Source organism: Streptomyces sp. NPDC055400, from assembly GCF_053644375.1.
The window spans coordinates 133246-153724 of the sequence record NZ_JBSHLM010000008.1; the positions used below are offsets into that span (position 1 = coordinate 133246).

At 72.7% G+C, this 20479-nt stretch carries 16 protein-coding genes and 1 pseudogene; 6 read left to right on the forward strand and 11 right to left on the reverse strand.

What is annotated here, in order from left to right; translation table 11 throughout:
- Positions 1-21: 21 nt before the first annotated feature.
- Positions 22-885: a bifunctional methylenetetrahydrofolate dehydrogenase/methenyltetrahydrofolate cyclohydrolase gene (locus ACWIGU_RS22060; RefSeq protein ID WP_100594794.1), complete on the reverse strand. Its 864-nt coding sequence runs from the start codon at positions 883-885 to the stop codon at positions 22-24.
- Between the two features lie 237 nt (positions 886-1122).
- Between ACWIGU_RS22060 and ACWIGU_RS22065 the strand changes: the two genes are divergently transcribed.
- The 3 genes and pseudogenes from ACWIGU_RS22065 (at position 1123) to ACWIGU_RS22075 (ending at position 2385) form a co-directional block, all read left to right on the forward strand.
- Positions 1123-1749: a hypothetical protein gene (locus tag ACWIGU_RS22065; RefSeq protein ID WP_454403294.1), complete on the forward strand. Its 627-nt coding sequence runs from the start codon at positions 1123-1125 to the stop codon at positions 1747-1749.
- Between the two features lie 131 nt (positions 1750-1880).
- Positions 1881-2113: pseudogene (locus ACWIGU_RS22070) on the forward strand (FHA domain-containing protein); the annotation flags it as partial.
- A 5-nt stretch (positions 2114-2118) separates the two neighbouring features.
- On the forward strand, positions 2119-2385 hold the full coding sequence (locus ACWIGU_RS22075; protein ID WP_454403296.1) for a hypothetical protein: 267 nt from the start codon (positions 2119-2121) through the stop codon (positions 2383-2385).
- A gap of 84 nt (positions 2386-2469) precedes the next feature.
- On the opposite strand, the gene purH is transcribed toward ACWIGU_RS22075, so the two are convergent.
- Together purH and purN are read right to left on the reverse strand one after the other, a co-directional pair.
- Positions 2470-4032 carry a bifunctional phosphoribosylaminoimidazolecarboxamide formyltransferase/IMP cyclohydrolase gene (gene purH, locus ACWIGU_RS22080; RefSeq protein WP_454403298.1) on the reverse strand — a complete coding sequence of 521 codons (1563 nt, stop codon included), beginning with the start codon at positions 4030-4032 and terminating at the stop codon, positions 2470-2472.
- Positions 4029-4694, reverse strand: a complete 666-nt coding sequence (purN, locus tag ACWIGU_RS22085) for a phosphoribosylglycinamide formyltransferase (protein WP_100594959.1) — start codon at positions 4692-4694, stop codon at positions 4029-4031. Before purN ends, purH begins: the two co-directional genes overlap by 4 nt.
- A gap of 212 nt (positions 4695-4906) precedes the next feature.
- Between purN and ACWIGU_RS22090 the strand changes: the two genes are divergently transcribed.
- Positions 4907-5722 carry a hypothetical protein gene (locus tag ACWIGU_RS22090; RefSeq protein WP_454403300.1) on the forward strand — a complete coding sequence of 272 codons (816 nt, stop codon included), beginning with the start codon at positions 4907-4909 and terminating at the stop codon, positions 5720-5722.
- An 11-nt stretch (positions 5723-5733) separates the two neighbouring features.
- On the opposite strand, the gene ACWIGU_RS22095 is transcribed toward ACWIGU_RS22090, so the two are convergent.
- Entirely contained in the window at positions 5734-7473 is a 1740-nt protein-coding gene (locus ACWIGU_RS22095; protein WP_454403657.1) for a cell division protein PerM, read from the reverse strand.
- Positions 7474-7595: 122 nt separating this feature from the next.
- On the opposite strand from ACWIGU_RS22095, the gene ACWIGU_RS22100 reads away from it, so the two are divergent.
- The gene (locus ACWIGU_RS22100) at positions 7596-8792 is read left to right on the forward strand and encodes a helix-turn-helix domain-containing protein (RefSeq protein WP_454403302.1); all 1197 of its coding nucleotides are present in this window, start codon (positions 7596-7598) and stop codon (positions 8790-8792) included.
- 148 nt (positions 8793-8940) lie between these two features.
- On the opposite strand, the gene sucD is transcribed toward ACWIGU_RS22100, so the two are convergent.
- The 7 genes from sucD to ACWIGU_RS22135 all read right to left on the reverse strand — a co-directional run bounded on the left by sucD (position 8941) and on the right by ACWIGU_RS22135 (position 18883).
- Complete coding sequence (gene sucD / locus ACWIGU_RS22105) at positions 8941-9822, reverse strand: succinate--CoA ligase subunit alpha (RefSeq protein WP_116510887.1); 882 nt, start codon at positions 9820-9822, stop codon at positions 8941-8943.
- Between the two features lie 21 nt (positions 9823-9843).
- Positions 9844-11025, reverse strand: coding sequence for an ADP-forming succinate--CoA ligase subunit beta (sucC, locus tag ACWIGU_RS22110; protein WP_454403304.1), 1182 nt, complete (start codon positions 11023-11025; stop codon positions 9844-9846).
- A 489-nt stretch (positions 11026-11514) separates the two neighbouring features.
- Entirely contained in the window at positions 11515-12900 is a 1386-nt protein-coding gene (locus ACWIGU_RS22115; RefSeq protein WP_454403306.1) for a hypothetical protein, read from the reverse strand.
- A gap of 147 nt (positions 12901-13047) precedes the next feature.
- Entirely contained in the window at positions 13048-13716 is a 669-nt protein-coding gene (locus ACWIGU_RS22120) for a hypothetical protein (RefSeq protein ID WP_454403308.1), read from the reverse strand.
- A 447-nt stretch (positions 13717-14163) separates the two neighbouring features.
- Entirely contained in the window at positions 14164-15363 is a 1200-nt protein-coding gene (locus ACWIGU_RS22125; RefSeq protein WP_454403309.1) for a vWA domain-containing protein, read from the reverse strand.
- Positions 15363-17747: a DUF5682 family protein gene (locus ACWIGU_RS22130; RefSeq protein ID WP_454403311.1), complete on the reverse strand. Its 2385-nt coding sequence runs from the start codon at positions 17745-17747 to the stop codon at positions 15363-15365. Before ACWIGU_RS22130 ends, ACWIGU_RS22125 begins: the two co-directional genes overlap by 1 nt.
- Entirely contained in the window at positions 17744-18883 is a 1140-nt protein-coding gene (locus tag ACWIGU_RS22135) for an ATP-binding protein (RefSeq protein ID WP_454403313.1), read from the reverse strand. Before ACWIGU_RS22135 ends, ACWIGU_RS22130 begins: the two co-directional genes overlap by 4 nt.
- A gap of 180 nt (positions 18884-19063) precedes the next feature.
- Here ACWIGU_RS22135 and ACWIGU_RS22140 point away from each other — a divergent pair, with 180 nt between their 5' ends.
- Entirely contained in the window at positions 19064-20464 is a 1401-nt protein-coding gene (locus ACWIGU_RS22140) for an SWIM zinc finger family protein (RefSeq protein ID WP_454403315.1), read from the forward strand.
- Positions 20465-20479: the final 15 nt, after the last annotated feature.

Consider the following 20479-nt stretch of genomic DNA (forward strand, 5'->3'; position numbering starts at 1 on the left):
TCCGGGGTGCCGGTGCCGGCGTCAGCCGACACCGTTCGCGTTCCGTTCGGCGGCCTCGACGACGTTCACGAGGAGCTGGGCACGGGTCATGGGGCCGACGCCGCCCGGGTTCGGGGAGATCCACCCGGCGACCTCGGTGACGCCCGGGTGCACATCGCCGACGATCTTGCCGTTCTCGTCGCGCGAGACGCCGACGTCGAGCACGGCGGCGCCCGGCTTGATGTCCTCGGGCTTGATCAGGTGCGGGACGCCCGCGGCGGCCACGACGATGTCGGCGCGTTTGAGGTGGGCGGCCAGGTCACGGGTGCCGGTGTGGCACTGGGTGACCGTCGCGTTCTCGGACTTGCGGGTGAGCAGCAGCGGCATCGGGCGGCCGATGGTGACGCCGCGGCCGACGACCACGACCTCCGCGCCGTTGATCTCCACGCCGTGCTCGCGCAGCAGCGTGATGATGCCGAAGGGGGTGCAGGGCAGCGGCGCGGGCTCGTTCAGGACGAGGCGGCCGAGGTTCATCGGGTGCAGGCCGTCCGCGTCCTTGGCCGGGTCCATCAGCTCCAGGATGCGGTTCTCGTCGATGCCCTTGGGCAGCGGGAGCTGGACGATGTAGCCGGTGCAGGCGGGGTCCTCGTTGAGCTCGCGGACGACCGCCTCGATCTCCTCCTGCGTGGCGGTGGCCGGCAGGTGGCGCTGGATGGAGGCGATGCCGACCTGGGCGCAGTCGCGGTGCTTGCCCGCGACGTACTTCTGGCTGCCCGGGTCCTCTCCGACCAGGACGGTGCCGAGGCCGGGCGTGACGCCCTTCTCCCTCAGGGCCGCCACGCGGGCGGACAGATCGGACTTGATCGTGGCTGCGGTGGCCTTGCCATCGAGAATCTGGGCGGTCATGCCCCCATCTTCGCGGATGGGACCGCCCCGGTTCCAATCCGGGCGTCCCAGCTTGATCACCGTTGTTGCACTTCCACAACGCATACGGAATGCGGCTGGACAAATAAGCCGCACCTAAAGAACCATGAGCGGCAACAGTGCCGCGGGCAGTACCGGGGGGACGACCGCTCTGTTCAGAACCTTCCTCCGCTTGGTGCCGCGCGTTGTCCCCGCACTAAGGCAACGGAGGAAAAAGCCATGAGTTTCGGCGACCCGAACAACCCCTACGGTCCGCCGCAGGGTCAGCAGCCCGGCTACCCGCCGCAGGCGCCCCAGGCTCCCCAGGGCCAGCCCGGCTACGGGTACCCGCAGGGCCAGCCCCCGCAGCAGCCCGGCTACGGCTACCCGCAGGGCCAGCCCGCGTACCCCGGCTTCCCCGGCGGCAACCAGATGCCGATCGAGATGCCCGGCCTGATGAAGACCGCGCGCGTGCTCCTCTTCATCCTCGCCGGCTTCCAGCTCCTGTTCGGCATCATCGCAGGCGTCGCCATCGGCGCGGCCCAGGACGTGTCCAACGGCGTCGGCTCCGGTGACGCCACGGACACGCTCGCCGGCCTCGGCTTCCTCATCGCGGCCCTCATGGTGGCCCTCGGCGCCCTGTCGATCTTCCTGGGTGTGAAGTTCAAGAACGGCGGCTCCGGCATCCGCATCACGACGATCGTCTACGCGTCGCTGATGATCATCGGTGGTCTCGTGAACACCATCAACGGCGGCGGCGGTTCGGCGACCTTCGGCGGACTCATCTCGCTCGCCATCGCCGGCATCATCCTCGGCTCCATGGTGAACAGCGCCGCGACCACCTGGTTCAACCGCCCGCGCTACTGATCGCGTTCACGGCGAACCAGGGTTTTCCCGCCCTGCACCCGTAAGGGCCGCTCTCCCCCGTCACAAGGGGAGCGCGGCCCTTCGCCGTCCCCCTAGGCTGTTGGGTTGTCCGGCCGGGAGGGGACAGGCCCTTGTACAGCATCGTCGTCGTGCCGCCACTGACCGAACCGCCGTGCGGCGACGCACAGTTCAGACTCGCGCCCGGGGAGAGACCTTCGGAAGGTCGGCCGGCACCGATCTGGCGATCGACCACGAGGGCGTCGCCCACGCGGCCGGTGAGATCACCGCGCACGGCGCCTTCTGGATACTCAGCGACCTCAGCTCCCGGCAGACGTACGTAGTGGAGAACCCCGAAGGGGCGGGCGCCCCATGGGCACGATCTCCGAGGCCACCCTCAACTGCGGCTACGGCCACCTGTGCATGACGGTCAACGGCACGAACTTCGACTTCTTCAAGTGCCGGCGCCGGAACGTCCACGACTGGACCGGTGACGGCCCGTTCATCAACAACCAGACGCCCGGCGCCGTCGCGAAGTCCTACAACAAGGACGGCAGCGTCCGCTGGACGTCCACGGCCTACCAGTCCGGCCGGGCACCGTGGGACCCGATCTGGTCCCTGCAGCCCTGCGGAGCCTGACGGCCGCAGCGCCACGGGGAACGACCGCGGGCCGTGCCTTCACGGGGGAAGGCACGGCCCGCGGTGGTGTACCGCTGAACGGGACTAGTGGAAGAAGTGGCGCGTGCCGGTGAAGTACATCGTGACGCCCGCCTTCTTCGCGGCCTCGACGACCTGCTCGTCACGGATGGAACCGCCGGGCTGGACGATCGCCTTCACACCGGCGTCGATCAGGATCTGCGGCCCGTCCGGGAACGGGAAGAACGCGTCCGACGCGGCGAACGAACCGCGCGCCCGCTCCTCGCCGGCCCGCTCCACAGCCAGCTTGCAGGAGTCGACGCGGTTGACCTGGCCCATGCCCACGCCCACCGAGGCGCCGTCCTTGGCCAGCAGAATCGCGTTGCTCTTCACCGCGCGGCACGCCTTCCAGGCGAACGCCAGCTCGTCGAGCTCGCCCGGGGACAGCGCGTCGCCCGTCGCGAGGGTCCAGCTCGCCGGGTTGTCACCGTCGGCCTGGACACGGTCGGTGACCTGGAGGAGCGCGCCGCCGTCGATCTGCTTCGTCTCGACGGTCGCCGACGGGCCCTGGTGGGCGCGCAGCACGCGGATGTTCTTCTTCTTGGTGAGGGCCTCGAGCGCGCCGTCCTCGTACTCCGGCGCGACGATGACCTCGGTGAAGATGTCCGCGACCTGCTCGGCCATCTCCTTCGTCACCGGCCGGTTGACGGCGATGACGCCGCCGAACGCGGACATCGGGTCACAGGCGTGCGCCTTGCGGTGCGCCTCGGCGACGCTCGACGCGACCGCGATGCCGCACGGGTTGGCGTGCTTGATGATCGCGACGCACGGGTCGTCGTGGTCGTACGCGGCACGGCGCGCGGCGTCCGTGTCCGTGTAGTTGTTGTACGACATCTCCTTGCCGTGCAGCTGCTCGGCCTCCGCGAGACCGCCGGTGCCGTCGACGTAGAGGGCGGCGGCCTGGTGCGGGTTCTCGCCGTAGCGCAGGACGTTCTTGCGCCCGTACGTCGCGCCGAGGAACTCGGGGAGGCCGCTCTCGTCGGCGGCCGCGTAGCCGTCGGCGAACCAGGACGCGACCGCGACGTCGTACGCCGCCGTGTGCTGGAAGGCCTCGCCGGCGAGGCGCTTGCGGGCGGTCAGGTCGAAGCCGCCGTCGCGAACGGCCGAGAGGACGTCGGCGTACCGGTCGGGGCTGGTGACGACGGCCACCGACGGGTGGTTCTTGGCGGCGGCGCGCACCATCGAGGGGCCGCCGATGTCGATCTGCTCGACGCACTCGTCGGGAGTGGCGCCCGAGGCGACGGTCTCCTTGAAGGGGTACAGGTTCACGACGACGAGCTGGAAGGGCTCCACGCCGAGCTCGTCGAGCTGGCGCCGGTGGTCCTCCAGGCGCAGGTCGGCGAGGATGCCCGCGTGGATCTTCGGGTGCAGCGTCTTGACGCGCCCGTCGAGACACTCGGGGAAGCCCGTGAGCTCCTCGACCTTGGTGACGGGCACCCCGGCGGCGGCGATCTTCGCAGCGGTCGAGCCGGTCGACACCAGCTCCACGCCCGCCTCGTGCAGCCCGCGCGCGAGGTCTTCCAGACCGGTCTTGTCGTAGACGCTGACGAGCGCCCGGCGAATGGGCCGCTTGTTGCTCTCGGCGGTCACTGGATAACTACCTTTCGTCCCTCAATGCGATAGCCGTTGCGGGCCAGACGCCCCACGACATCGACGAGCAGCCTGCGCTCGACTTCCTTGATGCGCTCGTGCAGAGCGCTCGCGTCGTCCTCGTCCCGGACCTCGACCACGCCCTGGGCGATGATCGGACCGGTGTCGACGCCGTCGTCGACGAAGTGGACGGTGCATCCGGTGACCTTGGCGCCGTACGCGAGCGCGTCGCGCACACCATGGGCCCCGGGAAAACTGGGGAGCAGGGCGGGATGCGTGTTCACGAACCGCCCGCCGAACCGGGCGAGGAACTCCTTGCCCACGATCTTCATGAACCCGGCCGAGACCACGAGGTCCGGCTCGTACGCCGCCGTGGCCTCGGCGAGCGCCCGGTCCCACTCCTCGCGGGTGGCGAAGTCCTTCACCCGGCAGACGAAGGTGGGCAGCCCGGCGCGCTCGGCGCGCTCGAGCCCGGCGATGGAGTCACGGTCGGCGCCGACGGCCACGATCTCGGCGCCGTAACCCTCCGCGCCCTCGGCCGCGAGGGCGTCGAGCAGAGCCTGCAGATTCGTGCCTGATCCGGAGACCAGCACGACGAGCCGCTTGGCCACAGCGAGGGCCTTTCTCGGGAGTGCGTTTGTAGGGTCGCACAAAGGCTTCATGGTTCCCGATACGGGGAACTCTACGAAGCGGTCGACCGTCAGCAACGATACCGGCACATGGAGCGGCCCCCACGGGACGGGGGCGCGGCCGGAAGGTAGCGTCTGTGGCGGATTCGCCACCGAAGGAACGCCGCCCGCTTGCGGGACGTTCACTTGAGAACGGGCTCGCCCGCAGCCGCGCCACGATCGATCTAGGGGAAGACGCACACCTGATGCCGGACCGAAGCCTCCGCCTGCCGCTGCTGCCCGCCGGCTCGACCCTGTTGCGCGAAGGCCGTCCCACGCCTCCTCCGCCCCAGGACACACCGCCCAAGTCCTCCGATTCGTCCAAGCCTTCCGGGCCTACCGGGCCTACCGGGCCACCCAAGGACGACAACCCGTTCGCGCCGCCGCCGGAGGGCTCGCCCGACCGCCCGTGGCAGCCGCGCCGGCCCGAGGGCGGTCAGGACGGCCAGGGCGACGGGTCGGGCGGGGACCGGAACCCGTGGGGCGGTCAGTGGAGCGACCGGCAGCCGGGCCGCGCCCAGGGCGGCCGCTTCGGCGACCGTCCCGGCCAGGGCGGCGGTCCGGGCGGCCAGGGCGGACCCGAAGGCCCCCAGGGGCCCGGCTCCGGCATGCGCTGGGACCCGACGGACCCGGCCCAGCGCCGCGCTCGCTTCGCACTGCTCTCCGGCATGTGGGGCTTCTTCTTCGCCCTGTTCAGCTGGCCTTACGTGGCTCTGCTGCTCGGCGCGCTCGCCCTGTACTGGGGCATCACCGCCCTGCGCGCCAAGCCCCGCACGCCGAACCCGGACGCCCCGGCGCCCACCGGTCCCGCCGCCGGTTCGAGGCCGCAGACCACGGCGGCCGTCAGCGGCCTGGTCACCGGCACCCTCGCCCTGGCCCTGGTCGCCGCCACGTTCACGGCCCAGCTGGTCTACAGCGAGTACTACACGTGCGTGAACGACGCGCTGACCAGCACGTCCAAGAAGGCGTGCAACGACAAGCTCCCGAAGGAACTGCGCACACTGCTCGGCACGCGCGACTAGGGGGACGCCCCTTAGGGAGTGTCCGGCGGGTCCGGCGGGCGGGGCTCTCCGGGGGCCGCGCCCGGGTTGCTCTTCGCGCCCGGGTTGCCGCTCGCGCCCGCCTCCGGTTCCGTGTCCCTGCTCGCGTCGGACGCCTCCTTGAGCGCTGCCCAGCGCGCCTGCCTCGTGGCCTCGCCCGGCCAGGCGTCGCCCACCCGGACGGGCCCGCCCGGGAAGGGGTCCACGGAGAAGGGGTCCACGGAGAACGGGTCCACGGGGAAGAAGTCGTACGGCTCGAACGCGGCGCCGCCCGACGGGGCCTGGCCGGCCTGTGCCGCCCCCTCGCGGCGCCGTCGCGGCAGCCAGTTCCTCGGCGACGGGATCCGAGGGCGCCGCCACCGCGACGGGGCCCGCTCCTCGGCCCGCTCCGCAGCCGATTTCCCCGCCCTTCCCCCGCTCGTTCCGCCGACCCGCTCATCGCGCGGCACCCTGACCCGCCACGCCCGCAGCCCCACCGTCACCGGCACCCCCACCAGCGCCGTCCACCCCGCCGCCGCGAGCCCCGTCAGCCACCCCACGGGCCCGAACTCCGCGAGCCCCGCGACACCCATCGGGCCGCCGGACGCCATCGCGAGCCCCGCGAAGGCCAGCCCGCACAGCACCGCCGCGAGGCCCGCCGCCATCGCCGTACGCCACCGCGACCACGCCTCGTCCCGCTCCCCGTGCCGGGGCGCCGCCGCCCCCGCCACGAACCACGCCACCGTCAGCCCGGCCACGACCGGCACCGCCCCCGCCGACCAGTTGAGCGTCGACCCGGGGCCCGGCTCCGGCACCGCCGCGAGCAGCGGGAAGGCGGGCAGCAGCGGCCCCGACGACACCCCGAGCGGCCCTGCCACGCTGCCCCCGCCGAGCGCGAAGCCAGGACCGAGCGCGTACGCGGCGCCCCACACCGCCGCGTTCGGCACCAGCGCGGCGGCCAGCAGGAGCACCGCGGCCCGTCCCGACCACACGTCCGTGAGCTGCCCGAACGAATGCCGCACCGCCTCGGCGTGCCACACCGTCGACGCCGCCACGATCAGCGCGCCGCCCGCCACCAGCACGAGCGCCCCGGCGGCCGCGGCCCGCGCGGCGACGGGCAGCAGACGTCGTCGTACGAACACCTCGCGCCCGCCGCCCTGGACGGCGCCGAGGCGATGGCGCAGGGGCGCGGGCAACGGGATGGGCGGGCGGCCGTGGGCCGTCCAGACACCGGCGCCCGCGGCGGCCACGGCGACGACCGTCAGATGCGCGGTGACGCTCGGCCAGGACGGCCGCAGCTCACCGCGCGACGCGTAGAACGCGGCGCCGCCGCCCACCAGCAGATACCCGATCACGACCCCGCACCACGCGGTCCGCCAGGCCGTCCGCGGCGCGTCCCCGTCGTCGGCGCCCTCCACCGCGTCACGCGCCGCGCGGTGCAGCAGCCACACCGGAATCACCAGAAGGAGCAGTGGCGTGACGCCGATCGGCGCCGGGGTCCCCGAGAGCGTGTCCGTCCTGATGACCTCGGCGCCGTGCGCGAGCAGCCACAGGGCGGCGGCGGCGTGCAGGGCCCCGCCGGGACCGCTGTCCGGGTAGGGCGAGCTGATCCACAGCACCATGACGAGCACGGCGGACGAACCGAGTCCGAGGCCGGCCGCGACGACCCCGCCGAGCAGGCAGGCCGCGGGCCCCGGGGAGCGGTCACGCACGCGGGAGAGCAGCAGCGGCAACGAGAGGCCTCGGTCGGTCATTTGGGTCACGCGGCCATGCTCCCAACGATGCGCGCTTTAGTCGCGTAACAGGCGAAGACCGGATGTGTCGCTCAAGATACGTTTATGTACTTATTCAGGCGAAAGGGTGTGTGGAGTCCCCTATGACGCAGAGCCCCGTCTCCCCGCTGCCGGCCCCCGCAGAGCGCCGCAAACTCCGCGAGTCGAAGTCCCTGACCCAGGCTCAGGTCGCCGCGCAACTGGGCGTCACCCGGGAAACGGTCCGCTCCTGGGAATCCGGCCGGACCACCCCCAGGGGCCGCAAGGGGGAGGCGTACGCGACGTTCCTGGCGGACATCGAGGCGGAGAGACCAGCGCCGGCCGCCAAGGCAACGGTCCCCGCCGGCGCAGCAGCCACCGCCACGACAGCCCCCGCCCGGACCAGACGCTCCGTCGGACGCTGGGACTCCGCCCCGCTCGACCGGGGCCAGGAGCGCGGCGGACAGTGGGTGCGGCCCGCGGCCACAGCCGAAGCGGGCGGGAGTCCGAGCCCGGCGCAGTCCCCGAAGGACCCCACCGAGGCGTTCGACCGGCTCTACACCCACGCGGCCCCCGGCCTGGTCCGCCAGGCCTACCTCCTCACCGGCCGCCGCACCCTCGCCAGGGAGTCCGTGGAGCGCGCTTTCCAGTTCGCCTGGCAGCGCTGGCCCGAGGTCGCCGTGGACCGCGATCCCGTCGGCTGGGTCAGGGCCGCCGCGTACGAGTACGCCATGTCGCCCTGGCACCGGCTGCGCCCGAGCCACCGGCACCCCGAGGCACCGCCCGCCGACGCCGGGCACCGCGCGCTGCTCGACGTACTCCTGAGCCTGCCGTCCGCGTACCGCCGCACCCTGCTGCTCTACGACGGGGTCGGGCTCGATCTGCCCGAGACCGCCGCCGAGACGGAGGCCACCACGCCCGCTGCGGCGAAGCGGCTGCTCCACGCGCGGGAGGCCGTGGCCGAGCAGCTGCCCGCCCTCGCCGTGCCCGACCAGCTCCACCGGCACCTGACCGAACTCGCGGGCGCCGAGAAGCTCCAGGCCCCCAAGTCGGCCCTGGTCCGCACGGAGGGCGAGCGCCGGACCCGCTTCTGGACCCGCTCGGCCATCGCCATCACCGTCCTGATCATCGGCGCGACGGCCCTCACGCTGCGCACCGCGCCGGCCCGTTACGAACCGGTCCCCGCCCCCGGCTCCATGATCACCGGAGTACCGCCGCGGACGGGGCCGGGCCCGCTCACGCAGGCGGACAAGAAGCTGCGCGACAAGCTGCACAAGTCGACGCAGAACGGCCCCCAGCGCCTCGCCCCCGCGGTCGACTGAGCCCCGGCGGGCGACCCGGACAGGCCCGGACGCGCTACCCGCACGTGGTTCCCTCACAGGGTTCCAAGGGTTCCCGCACCGGCGCGACGACAGTGGGCCCGCACCCCCGGAAGGGTGCGGGCCCACTGATGTCAGGCAGGTGGCGGAACTACGAGAGCAGCTCGCGCGCCAGCTTGGCCGTCTCGGTCGGCGTCTTGCCGACCTTCACGCCGGCGGCCTCGAGGGCCTCCTTCTTGGCCTGTGCGGTGCCGGAAGAGCCGGACACGATCGCGCCCGCGTGACCCATCGTCTTGCCCTCGGGGGCGGTGAAGCCCGCGACGTAGCCGACGACCGGCTTGGTGACGTGCTTGGCGATGTAGTCCGCCGCACGCTCCTCGGCGTCGCCGCCGATCTCGCCGATCATGACGATCAGGTCGGTGTCGGGGTCGGCCTCGAACGCCTCGAGGGCGTCGATGTGCGTCGTACCGATGACCGGGTCGCCACCGATGCCGACGGCGGACGAGAAGCCGATGTCACGGAGCTCGTACATCATCTGGTACGTCAGCGTGCCGGACTTCGAGACCAGGCCGATGCGGCCCGGCTTGGTGATGTCGCCCGGGATGATGCCGGCGTTCGACTGGCCCGGGGTGATGAGACCGGGGCAGTTCGGGCCGATGATGCGGGTCTTGTTGCCCTTCGACTTGGCGTACGCCCAGAAGGCGGCCGAGTCGTGGACGGCGATGCCCTCGGTGATGACGACCGCGAGGGGGATCTCGGCGTCGATCGCCTCGACGACGGCGGCCTTGGAGAAGGCCGGGGGCACGAAGAGGACGGACACGTTGGCGCCCGTCGCCTCCATGGCCTCCTTGACCGTCCCGAAGACCGGGACCTCGGTGCCGTCGAAGTCGACGGAGGTGCCGGCCTTGCGCGGGTTCACGCCGCCGACGATGTTCGTGCCGTCACCGAGCATGAGCTTGGTGTGCTTCATGCCCGTGGCACCGGTCATGCCCTGGACGATGACCTTGCTGTCCTTGGTGAGGAAGATAGCCATGGTGGTCTGAGTCCCTCTTCCTTACTTCGCAGCCGCGGCGAGCTCGGCGGCCTTGTCGGCCGCGCCGTCCATGGTGTCCACACGCTGGACGAGCGGGTGGTTGGCGTCGCTGAGGATCTTGCGACCCAGCTCCGCGTTGTTGCCGTCGAGTCGCACGACCAGCGGCTTGGTGACCTCTTCGCCCTTGTCGGCGAGGAGCGCCAGGGCCTGCACGATGCCGTTGGCGACCTCGTCGCAGGCGGTGATGCCGCCGAAGACGTTGACGAACACGGACTTGACGTCCGGGTCGCCGAGGATGATCTCCAGGCCGTTCGCCATCACCTGGGCGGACGCGCCGCCGCCGATGTCGAGGAAGTTGGCCGGCTTCACGCCGCCGTGGTTCTCACCGGCGTACGCGACGACGTCCAGGGTCGACATGACCAGACCGGCACCGTTACCGATGATGCCGACCTCGCCGTCGAGCTTGACGTAGTTGAGGTTCTTGGCCTTGGCAGCAGCCTCGAGCGGGTTGGCTGCGTCCTTGTCCTCGAGCGCCTCGTGCTCGGGCTGGCGGAAGTCCGCGTTCTCGTCGAGGGAGACCTTGCCGTCAAGGGCGATGACCTTGCCGGAGGCGACCTTGGCGAGCGGGTTCACCTCGACGAGGAGGGCGTCCTCCTTGATGAAGGTGTCCCACAGGGTGACGAGGATGTCGGCGACCTGGTCGGCGACCTCGGCCGGGAACTTCGCCTTGGCGACGATCTCCTGGGCCTTCTCCTTGGAGACACCCTCGTTGGCGTCGACCGGCACCTTCGCGAGGGCGTCGGGGTTCTCCTCCGCGACGACCTCGATCTCCACGCCGCCCTGGACGGACGCCATGGCGAGGAAGGTGCGGTTGGTGCGGTCGAGGAGGTACGAGACGTAGTACTCCTCGAGGATCTCCGGAGCGGTCTCGGCGATCATCACCTTGTGGACCGTGTGGCCCTTGATGTCCATCCCGAGGATGTCCGTCGCGCGGGCGACGGCCTCGTCCGGGGTGGCGGCGAGCTTGACGCCGCCTGCCTTGCCGCGGCCGCCGACCTTCACCTGCGCCTTGACGACCGACTTGCCGCCCAGCTTCTCGGTGGCCTGGCGCGCCGCCTCAGGCGTGTCGATGACTTCACCGGCCAGCACCGGTACACCGTGCTTGGCGAAGAGGTCCCTCGCCTGGTACTCGAACAGGTCCACGCGCGTCCGTCCCTTTTCCGTGATCTCGCTGCGATCTCGCTGCTTTGTGGTCAGCTGTCTGCGTGGGCGTGCCGCGAAGGGCAACGTGACTGCGCTGTCACAGGGGAGGCGTAGGACGGAGTCCGGTACGCGGCATGTCCGTCTCGCAGGTTATCGCCGCTCGCCCGGGGTCCCTAAATCGCAGATCCCACCTGGGCGGTGATAACAGTCACAGATCGGGGCCCCACCGGCCTGGGGTGCGCCCGGTGGGGCCCCTGAGAGCCCCTGAAAGTCCCGGTGGGAGGACCTGGAGGGCCCTGCCGCCGGGCTGGGAAGGGCCCGGGCGGGTGATCCTCACCCCAATGGGGACCACCCACCGCCATCTGCCGGGCCGGGCCCGGCCTGTCACTCCGGTCCCCGGCTGCCCGCAGACGACGTGTTCAGTCCGCCTGCTTCAGTGCGCCGACGCGTTCCGCGGGTGCGGAGGCGGGACTTCTCCGTTGCGGAACCTCAGATGCCGAGGCCGTGGGCGGCGGCGTCCGTGGCGTTCGTCAGGTAGCTCGGGGCGACCGAGGCGGCCACGCCCTGCACGCCCTGGACCGCGTTCCCGGCGAGCGGCTGCGCGTCGGCGCCGACCGTGCCGGTCAGGTTCTGCGCGAACGGCGAGACCTCACCGACGACCCCGCCCGCGAACGGCGTCACGTCGCCGACCACACCACCGGCGAACGGCGTCACGTCGCCCACGACGCCTTGCGCCAGGTACTCCGCGCTGCCGCCCACGCCCTGCACGACCGGCTGCACCTGGTCGTACACGGCCTGAACGAGGGGCTGGACCGCGCCGACGACCCCGCCCGCGAACGGGTGCACGTCGTCCGCGACGACCGACTGCGCGAAGGGCTGGACCTGGCCCACGACCCCGTCCGCGAACGGCGTGACGTGGCTGACGGCGCCACCGGCGAACGGCGTCACGTCGCCGACCGCACCGCCCGCGAGCGTGCCGGCGTCACCGACCGCCTGGCCGGCGACCGGGACCACGCCGTGCACGGCGGTCGCGGCGATGGGGGGAAGCACCGCGGCGGAGGTCTCGTCGACGACGGGACCGGCGGCCGTGGTCACTTGGCCGACGGTGCCGGAGGCGGTGGCCGGGACGTTCTGGGCGTAGCCCGGGACCTGCGCCGCGGTGCCGTACGCCTGGGCGGCGATGCCCTGGACCTGGGTGGCGGCGCCCTGGACGTGGCCCTGCGCTCCGGTCACCGTGCGGTCGACGTCGGGGACGAACGCGGACAGGGGGCCGAACAGGTAGTCGATCTCCTGCGTGGCGCCGTCCTGTACGGCTCCGGCCCGGGCACCGGCGTTCTGCGCGACGGCGTCGGCCGACACGTCCGGGACCCCGGCGGTGCGGACGTGTGCGGCGCGGGCGGCGGCGGTGCGGGCGGTGTCGGCGACATGGGTGACGCCCTCGACGTAGGTCCGGGCCTGCTGCTTGGCATGCGCGGCGGCGGCCTCGACCCGGGCGTCGGTGTGGTGGACCGCGCCCCGGGCCCCGGCGACGGCGGGACCGGCCTGGGGCGCGGCCTCGGCAGCGGTGCCGGAGACGGTTCCGGAGACGTCGGAGACCGCGCCGGACGCGGTCGTCCGGGCCTGGCCGGTCGCGCCCGCCACGGTGTCCTGGGCCTTGCCGGTGACCGAGCCGACGGTGCCCTGGGTGACGTCGTCGACGGTGCCCTGGACGTGGGAGACCGTGCCCTGGACGTCGGCGACCACGTCACCGGCCAGGTCCGGGACCGCCACGGAATGGGCGGGCATTTCGTCGGCACTGGCGACGGCGGAGCCGAGCGCCCACGCACCGGAGACGCCGGCGGCTATCACGATGGAACGGCGGATGTTCTTGTTCATGCTTGCGTCAGATCCTTCGAATTCTCATGTCCGGTCCCGCGCTGGAGGTCCAGCGGTGGGCCGGCGGCGTCCGGCCGGAGTGGTCCGGCCGGCGGGCAGACCTGTGCCGCCCCCGCGCGGCAGGTCACGTGCGGGGAACGGGCTGCCCTAGCCGGGGAATTCGGGGATGTCTCGGTGCCTGTCGCGGGTGGGGGCGGCGTGGGAGGACGCCGTCGCTCCGGACAGCAGCCGGGCCGTCGCGCCGCTGCCGAACGCTGCCGCGGCGAGATCGGAGTGCCGCGTCGTGCTGCCGTCCCCCGCCGACTGACCGACCGCGCTGCCACTCGGGAACGCGGGTGCGGGAGCCGGGCTGCCGGCCGTCTTTGTGACCGGGGTTCGCGCGGGTACGGCGTTACCGCCTGCCGAGGCGAACACGTCGCCCACGGGCCCGGCTGCTTCTCGCTTGCCGGGCCTTGCACCGTCACTGTGGCCGGCGGCCGCATGGGCTCCGGCGCTCGGAGCCGGTGCCGTGGGGGCGCCGTTCCCGGGCTGACCGGGGGCGCCGATCTGCCCCGGGATGCCGGGCAGCCCCGGCATCGACGGCGGACCCGGCAGGAACTGCGGCGGATCCTCGGCGGAGAGCCCGCCGACGAGCTCTCCGGCGAACTCCCCCACTTCCCGGACCTCTTCCCGCACCGCTCCCTGGGCCGTTCCCCGCACGTCGCGTACTCCTCGTACGACGGGTGCGGCGACCTGAGTGCGGACCGGCTCGGTCACATGGGTCCGGACGGGCTCGACCACGCGATTACGGGTGGGCTCGACGGCTTGCTCCCGCACGGCCCCGACTGCTCGGGAACCGCCGGCGGGAGATGTGCGGTGCGCCGCCTGCGCGGGGACGGGTGCGTGAACCGGCGTCTGAGCGGTTGCGTGAACCGCCTGCTCGCCCGCGGCCTCCGTCGGCGGCAGAACACCCTCCGCCGCATGCGCCCTTCCCCCGCACAGCAGGCCGAACACGATCAGGCCCCCCGCAAGGAACATCACCCGGAGCGCCACGTTCAGCGCACGCCGCCCGGCCGCTGCGCGCACGACGCGCAGAGCGGCAACAGGCAGAGCGACCGGGGAAGTCAAGGCGGGGGAACCCTCCCGTACGAGGAGCGCGGGGACGCGGGACGCGTGGGCGCGGGGATGAGAAGAGCCTCGCCGATCCTTGCACGGGACGCCCGAGGTTGCGCAAGCCCCCTGTTACCGATGGGTAGTCATGTCCGTATTTACGACGTCCCGCACCTACGACGCCCCGTTCGCCGGGTTCCCCGAGTCCGGTATCGGCAGCGGCCGCTTCTCTATCGCCGCCGCCATCACCTCCGGGAAAAGATCCGGCGTGCAGGCGAACGCCGGTGTTCCCAAGGCCGCGAGCGCCGCCGCGTGCTCCCTGTCGTACGCGGGTGCCCCTTCGTCGGACAGCGCGAGCAACGTGACGAACTGCACTCCTGCCGACTTCATCGCGGCGACCCGCTTCAGCATCTCGTTCCGGATTCCCCCTTCGTAGAGGTCGCTGATGAGGACGACGACGGTCTCCGCGGGGCGCGTGATCTGCGACTGGCAGTACGCGAGCGCTCTGTTGATGTCGGTGCCGCCGCCGAGCTGGGTGCCGAACAGGACGTCGACCGGGTCGTCGAGCTGGTCGGTGAGGTCGACGACGGCCGTGTCGAACACGACGAGCCTGGTGTTGATGGACCGCATCGAGGCCAGCACGGCGCCGAACACGGAGGCGTAGACAACCGAGGCAGCCATCGAACCCGACTGGTCGATGCAGAGGATGACCTCCTTCTTCACCGACTGCGACGCGCGGCCGTATCCGATGAGCCGCTCGGGGACGACGGTGCGGTACTCCGGCAGGTAGTTCTTGAGGTTGGCCGCGATCGTGCGGTTCCAGTCGATGTCGTGGTGGCGGGGCCTGCTGATACGGGCGCTGCGGTCCAGCGCGCCGGTGAGCGTCGCGCGGGTCCGCGTGGCGAGGCGCTTCTCCAGGTCCTCGACGACCTTCCGCACGACGGCGCGTGCCGTCTCCTTCGTCGTCTCCGGCATCGCCTTGTTGAGGGAGAGCAGCGTGCCGACGAGGTGCACGTCGGCGTCGACCGCTTCCAGCATCTCCGGTTCGAGCAGGAGCGCGGACAGGCCGAGGCGGTCGATGGCATCGCGCTGCATGACCTGTACGACGGAGGACGGGAAGTACGTCCGGATGTCGCCGAGCCAGCGCGCCACGGACGGTGCGGACGCCCCGAGGCCGGCCGAGCGGTGGCGCCCCCGCTCGGCCTTGTCACCTCCCCCGTAGAGCGCGGTCAGGGCGCCGTCCATCGCGGCGTCCCGGCCGTCGAGCGCGCATCCGGTGCCGTCCGCCTCGTCCCCGCCGAGCACGAGCCGCCAGCGCCGCATCCGCTCGTCCCGGGCTGCCCCGCTGAGCTCGTCCACCTGGTCGACCGCCATCAGGCCACCCCCACAAGGTCGTTGTCACCCGGGACGGAACCGGTTCCCGACCCAGATCCGGCGTCGGCGTCGACCGTCCCGAGCAGCAGCCGCAGCACCGGCAGCACCGCGTCCGCGCGCACCTGGTCGCGGCCGGGCGCGAACCCCGGCGGCGCCGCCCCCACGGCCGCCGTGGGTCCCGCCCCCGCGGGCCCGCGCCGCACCAGCTCCCCCAGCGTGCGGCGCACACCGGATTCGTAGGCGGAGAACGTGCGGCGCAGCAGCGGCAGTACGTCCGTGAACGCGTCGGCGGACACTCCCGTCAGCCAGTCGTCGACGAGTGCGAGCAGCCGCTCGTCGTGTACGAGGAGCAGCCCGCCGCCGGAGCCGCCGCCCACGAACCCCTCGATCCACGCGGCGGCCTCGGCGGGCCCGGTGCCGGGCGAGAGGGCGAGCCCCATCAGCCGCGCGGCCTCGCCCCCGGCCAGCTGTCCGTCGTCGAGGAGCAGCCGCGCGCACCGCCCCCGGATCACGCCGGCCACACGGTCGCGTGCGGCGAGGACCCGCAGCACGCGGTGCCAGCGGTCTCTGTGCCCGGCCGTCCCGTCGTCCTCCAGGAGCCCCACCGCCGCGTGCACCGCGTCCACATGGCCGCGCATCTCGGCCGCGGCGTCCCCGTCGAGCCCCGCGCACGCGGGCGGCAGGCCCACGAAGACGCGCTCGGCGAGACCGGCCGCCACCTCGCTCAGCGCCCGGGTGTCCGTCCCTCGTACATCGCCGTAGCGCAGGGAACGGACGAGGGCGGGCAGGGCCTGGGCGAGATGGCCGACGTCCGCGTCCATCGCGGCGCGATCGGCCAGCACACGCATCACCACCGGGAGCGCATCCGGCAGTTCGGCGAGGAGGCAGCGCTCCGCGAGGGCGGTGACGTCTGCGAGGGCCGGCGCCCCGATCGCGTCCGCCTCGGCTCTGGCGGTGGCCGCCGAGAGCACGGTCGTCCCCCAGACCCCCGCCTCGGCGACGCGCACGGACAGCTCGGGCTCCCAGCGCAGCCGCCAGGTCTCCCGGAACGTGCCCGTGGAGGCGCGCGCGGACCGTGCCGGTTCGCCCCAGCCGACGTCGAGGAGGCGGAGCCGGTGCAGGAGCCGGCTGCGCGCCGCGTCGGTCTCCCTGCGCAGGTCGAGCTCCAACTCCCGCTCCAAAGCCTCCGGTTTGAGCCGCAGGGAGCGCTGGAGCCGCGTGAGGTCGCGTTGCAGCGGCACGGCGGGCGCCGCGTCCGGGACCTCGCCGAGTACGTCCCCGACGACGAGCATGTCGTGGACGAGTGCCAGCGGTACGTCCGATCCCTCGCACATCACGGCGCGGATCGCGTCCGTCGTCTCGCTCAGCCCGGCCAGCGGACGGCCCCGCATCGCGGCGAGCGTTCCGGCGAGCCGCACCGCCTCGATGACGTGCGCCGACGACACGGTCCTGTCCTCGTCCCTGAACAGCCTGGCGACCTTGGTCATCCAGCGTTCGACGGGCCGGTCCGGGGCGCTGAACAGATGCCCGTACCAGCCGGGCGAGTCGATACCCGCTCCGTATCCGCCGGCCCGGGCGAGCCGGCGGTGCGTCCAGGGCACCCAGGTCATGTCGACCTTGGCCTTGGGCAGCCCCTTGAGGACGGCCCGGTCGGCGGCGACCGTGGTCTTCACACGCAGCGCGGGAACGTGCCAGGCGCCGCACACCACCGCGACACCGTCCCCGAACTCCTTCTGTGCCGTGCGCAGTTGCAGGCGCATACAGGCCTCCCGCACGAGGTCCCGCTCGTGCCCGCCGTCGCCGTACTCCTCCCGCAGCGCCCCCATCGCCTCGCCGAGCGCCTCGAACGGCGCGAACGCGTCCCCCGACGCGCCCCGGTGCTCGATGACGTCCTCCCACCAGCGCTCCGGGTCGTCGTGCCCCGCGGTCTCGGCGAGTACGGCGAGCGGATCGACGCGCATCGCCTCCCTGGAATCCTCCTCGCCCTGCTCCCCGCCCTGGCCTCCGTCCCCCTCAGGGTCGTCCGGTGGCGCGTCCTGGTCGCGCAGGGCCAGGCTGTGCGCCGCCGGCAGGTCGATGAAGCGGACCGGAACGTCCCGCTCCAGGGCCCAGCGGATCGCGACCCACTCCGGGGAGAACTCGGCCAGCGGCCAGAACGCGGAGCGCCCCGGCTCGTCCACGACATGCGCCAGCAGCGCGACCGGCGGCACCATGCCCTCGTCGGCGGCGAGCGCCACCAGGGCGTCCGCCTCGGGTGGCCCCTCGACCAGGACCGCACGCGGACCCGCCGCGTCGAGCGCGGCCCGGACAGCCCTCGCCGAACCGGGGCCGTGGTGACGCACCCCGAGCAGCAGCGGCCCCTGCCCCCTCCCTTGCTCGCTCATACGCTCACCTCGCGGCACGCTCGGTAGAAGTCCTTCCAGCCGTCCCGCTCGCGGACCACGGCCTCCAGGTACTCCTGCCAGATCACCCGGTCCGCGGCCGGGTCACGGACGACGGCCCCGAGGATGCCCGCCGCGACGTCGGACGGCCGCAGCACCCCGTCCCCGAAGTGGGCGGCCAGCGCGAGCCCGCTCGTCACGACCGAGATCGCCTCGGCCGTGGACAGCGTGCCGCTCGGCGACTTCAGCTTCGTACGCCCGTCCTCGGTGACGCCGCTCCGCAGCTCCCGGAAGACCGTGACGATGCGGCGGATCTCATCGGTGCCGTCCGGAGCGGACGGCAGGTCGAGGGAACGGCCGATCTGGTCGACGCGGCGCGAGACGATGTCGACCTCCGCCTCAGCGCTGTGAGGCAGCGGAAGCACGACGGTGTTGAAGCGGCGGCGCAGCGCGCTCGACAGGTCGTTGACCCCCCGGTCCCGGTCGTTCGCCGTGGCGATCAGGTTGAAGCCCCTGACGGCCTGCACCTCCTGGCCCAACTCCGGTATCGGCAGCGTCTTCTCCGACAGGATCGTGATCAGCGTGTCCTGCACATCGGCCGGGATACGGGTCAGCTCCTCGACCCGGGCCGTCATGCCCTCGGACATGGCGCGCATGACGGGGCTGGGCACGAGGGCGTCCCGGCTCGGGCCGTGCGCGAGAAGTCGCGCATAGTTCCACCCGTAGCGGATCGCCTCCTCGGGGGTGCCCGCCGTGCCCTGCACGAGCAGCGTCGAGTCTCCGCTGACGGCGGCCGCGAGATGCTCGGAGACCCAGGTCTTCGCGGTGCCCGGCACACCGAGCAGCAGCAGGGCGCGGTCGGTGGCGAGCGTGGTGACGGCGACCTCGACGATGCGGCGCGGCCCCACGTACTTCGGCGTGATGACGGTCCCGTCGGGCAGCGTCCCGCCGAGCAGATACGTGGCGACGGCCCACGGCGACAGGCGCCAGCGCTCCGGGCGCGGCCGGTCGTCGTGCGCGGCCAGCGCCGCGAGTTCGGCGGCGAAGGCGTCTTCGGCATGCGGCCGCAGCGCCTGCGCGGCGCCCTGGTCCCCCGCGGACGCGGCGCTCTTCTCGGTCGGTTCGACGGACACGGTCATGGCGATCCCCCCTCGATTTCGGCCGGACTCGGCCGGCACGTCCGGCACATCCCGAGCACGCGGCCGGGATGTGACTCCACCGTGCACCACGCCACTGACAATCACCGGCCGTACGCCGCTGACCTGTGCGAACACCCGCGCCACGGCCGATTGTCAGTGGCGGGACCTACCTTCGAGAACATGACTCAGCAGGGGGTGCGCTGGACGGCGGACCAGGTGCTGGCACTGGCGCCTGACGCCCCGTCACGCAAGGCGGGAAGCAAACTCGGCGTCGCCGGACCTTGGTCGGAGGCGGGAAGTTCGGGCGAGGGGATGGTGTGGGGGCTCTGCAAGGGCAGTGGCAGCAAGCCGTATCAGACGGTCGTGGATGTCGCGGACGCGGCGGGCCCGGCCTACAAGTGCAGTTGTCCGAGCCGTAAGTTCCCGTGCAAGCACGCCCTCGGGCTCCTCCTCCTGTGGGCGGGGGCGGACGGCTCGGTGCCGGACCCGCAGACGCTTCCGGACTGGGCGCAGCAGTGGGCCGAGGGTCGCAGGAAGCGGGCGCAGACCAAGCGGGAGACGGATGCGGCCGGGGGCGCCGCCGCTGATCCCGCGGCCGCGCGCCGCAGGGCCGAGCGGCGCGCCGAGCGGGTCACGGCGGGCGCGAGCGAGCTGGAGCAGCGGCTCACGGACCTGCTGCGCGGCGGCCTCGCCTCCGCCGAGCAGGCCGGTTACGGGATGTGGGAGGAGACCGCGGCCCGCATGGTGGACGCCCAGGCGCCCGGACTGGCCGCGCGGGTAAGGGAGTTGGGGTCAATACCCGCCTCCGGCCCCGGCTGGCCCGTACGGCTCCTGGAGGAATGCGCGCTGCTGCACCTCCTCGACAGCGGCTGGCTGCGCCGCGACCTGCTCCCCGCCGGACTCGCCTCGACGGTCAGCTCCCGCATCGGGCTGCCGTCGTCGGCGGAAGGGCGGCCGGCCCGGGACCGATGGCTGGTCCTGGCGCAGTACGACACGGCCGGCAGCCGGCTCACCACACGCCGGATATGGCTGTACGGGACGGAGTCCGGCCACACCGCCCTCCTCCTCTCCTACGGGGCGGCGGGCCGCGCCCCGGCGCTCTCACTGCCGGTCGGCCTGGCGCTGGACGCCGAGCTCCGCGCGTACGCGGGCGACGGCCAGCTCCGCGTCGACCTGGGCGAACAGTTCACGGCGCCCGCCCCAAGTTCCGTACGGCCCAAGGGGGCAGGTGTGGCGGAGGCGGCGGCTCGGTACGGGGACGCGCTGGGCCGCGACCCATGGCTGGAGTCGTGGCCGGTGACGCTGAGCCGGGTCATACCCACACCGGACGAGGCGAGCGGCAGCGGCTGGCAACTGTCCGATGCGGACGATGACTTGGCGCGACCTCACGCGGCGCGACCGGCCTCGGAGCGACTGGCGCTCCCGATCACGCCGCAGGCCGCTTCGAGCTCCGGGCTGTGGCGGCTGGCGGCGCTGTCCGGCGGGGCCCCGGTCACTGTCTTCGGCGAATGCGGCCACCGGGGCTTCACGCCTCTCACGGCCTGGCCCGAAGGCCCGGGAGAAGCGGTGGCGCTGTGCTGACGAGCCGGACGACGG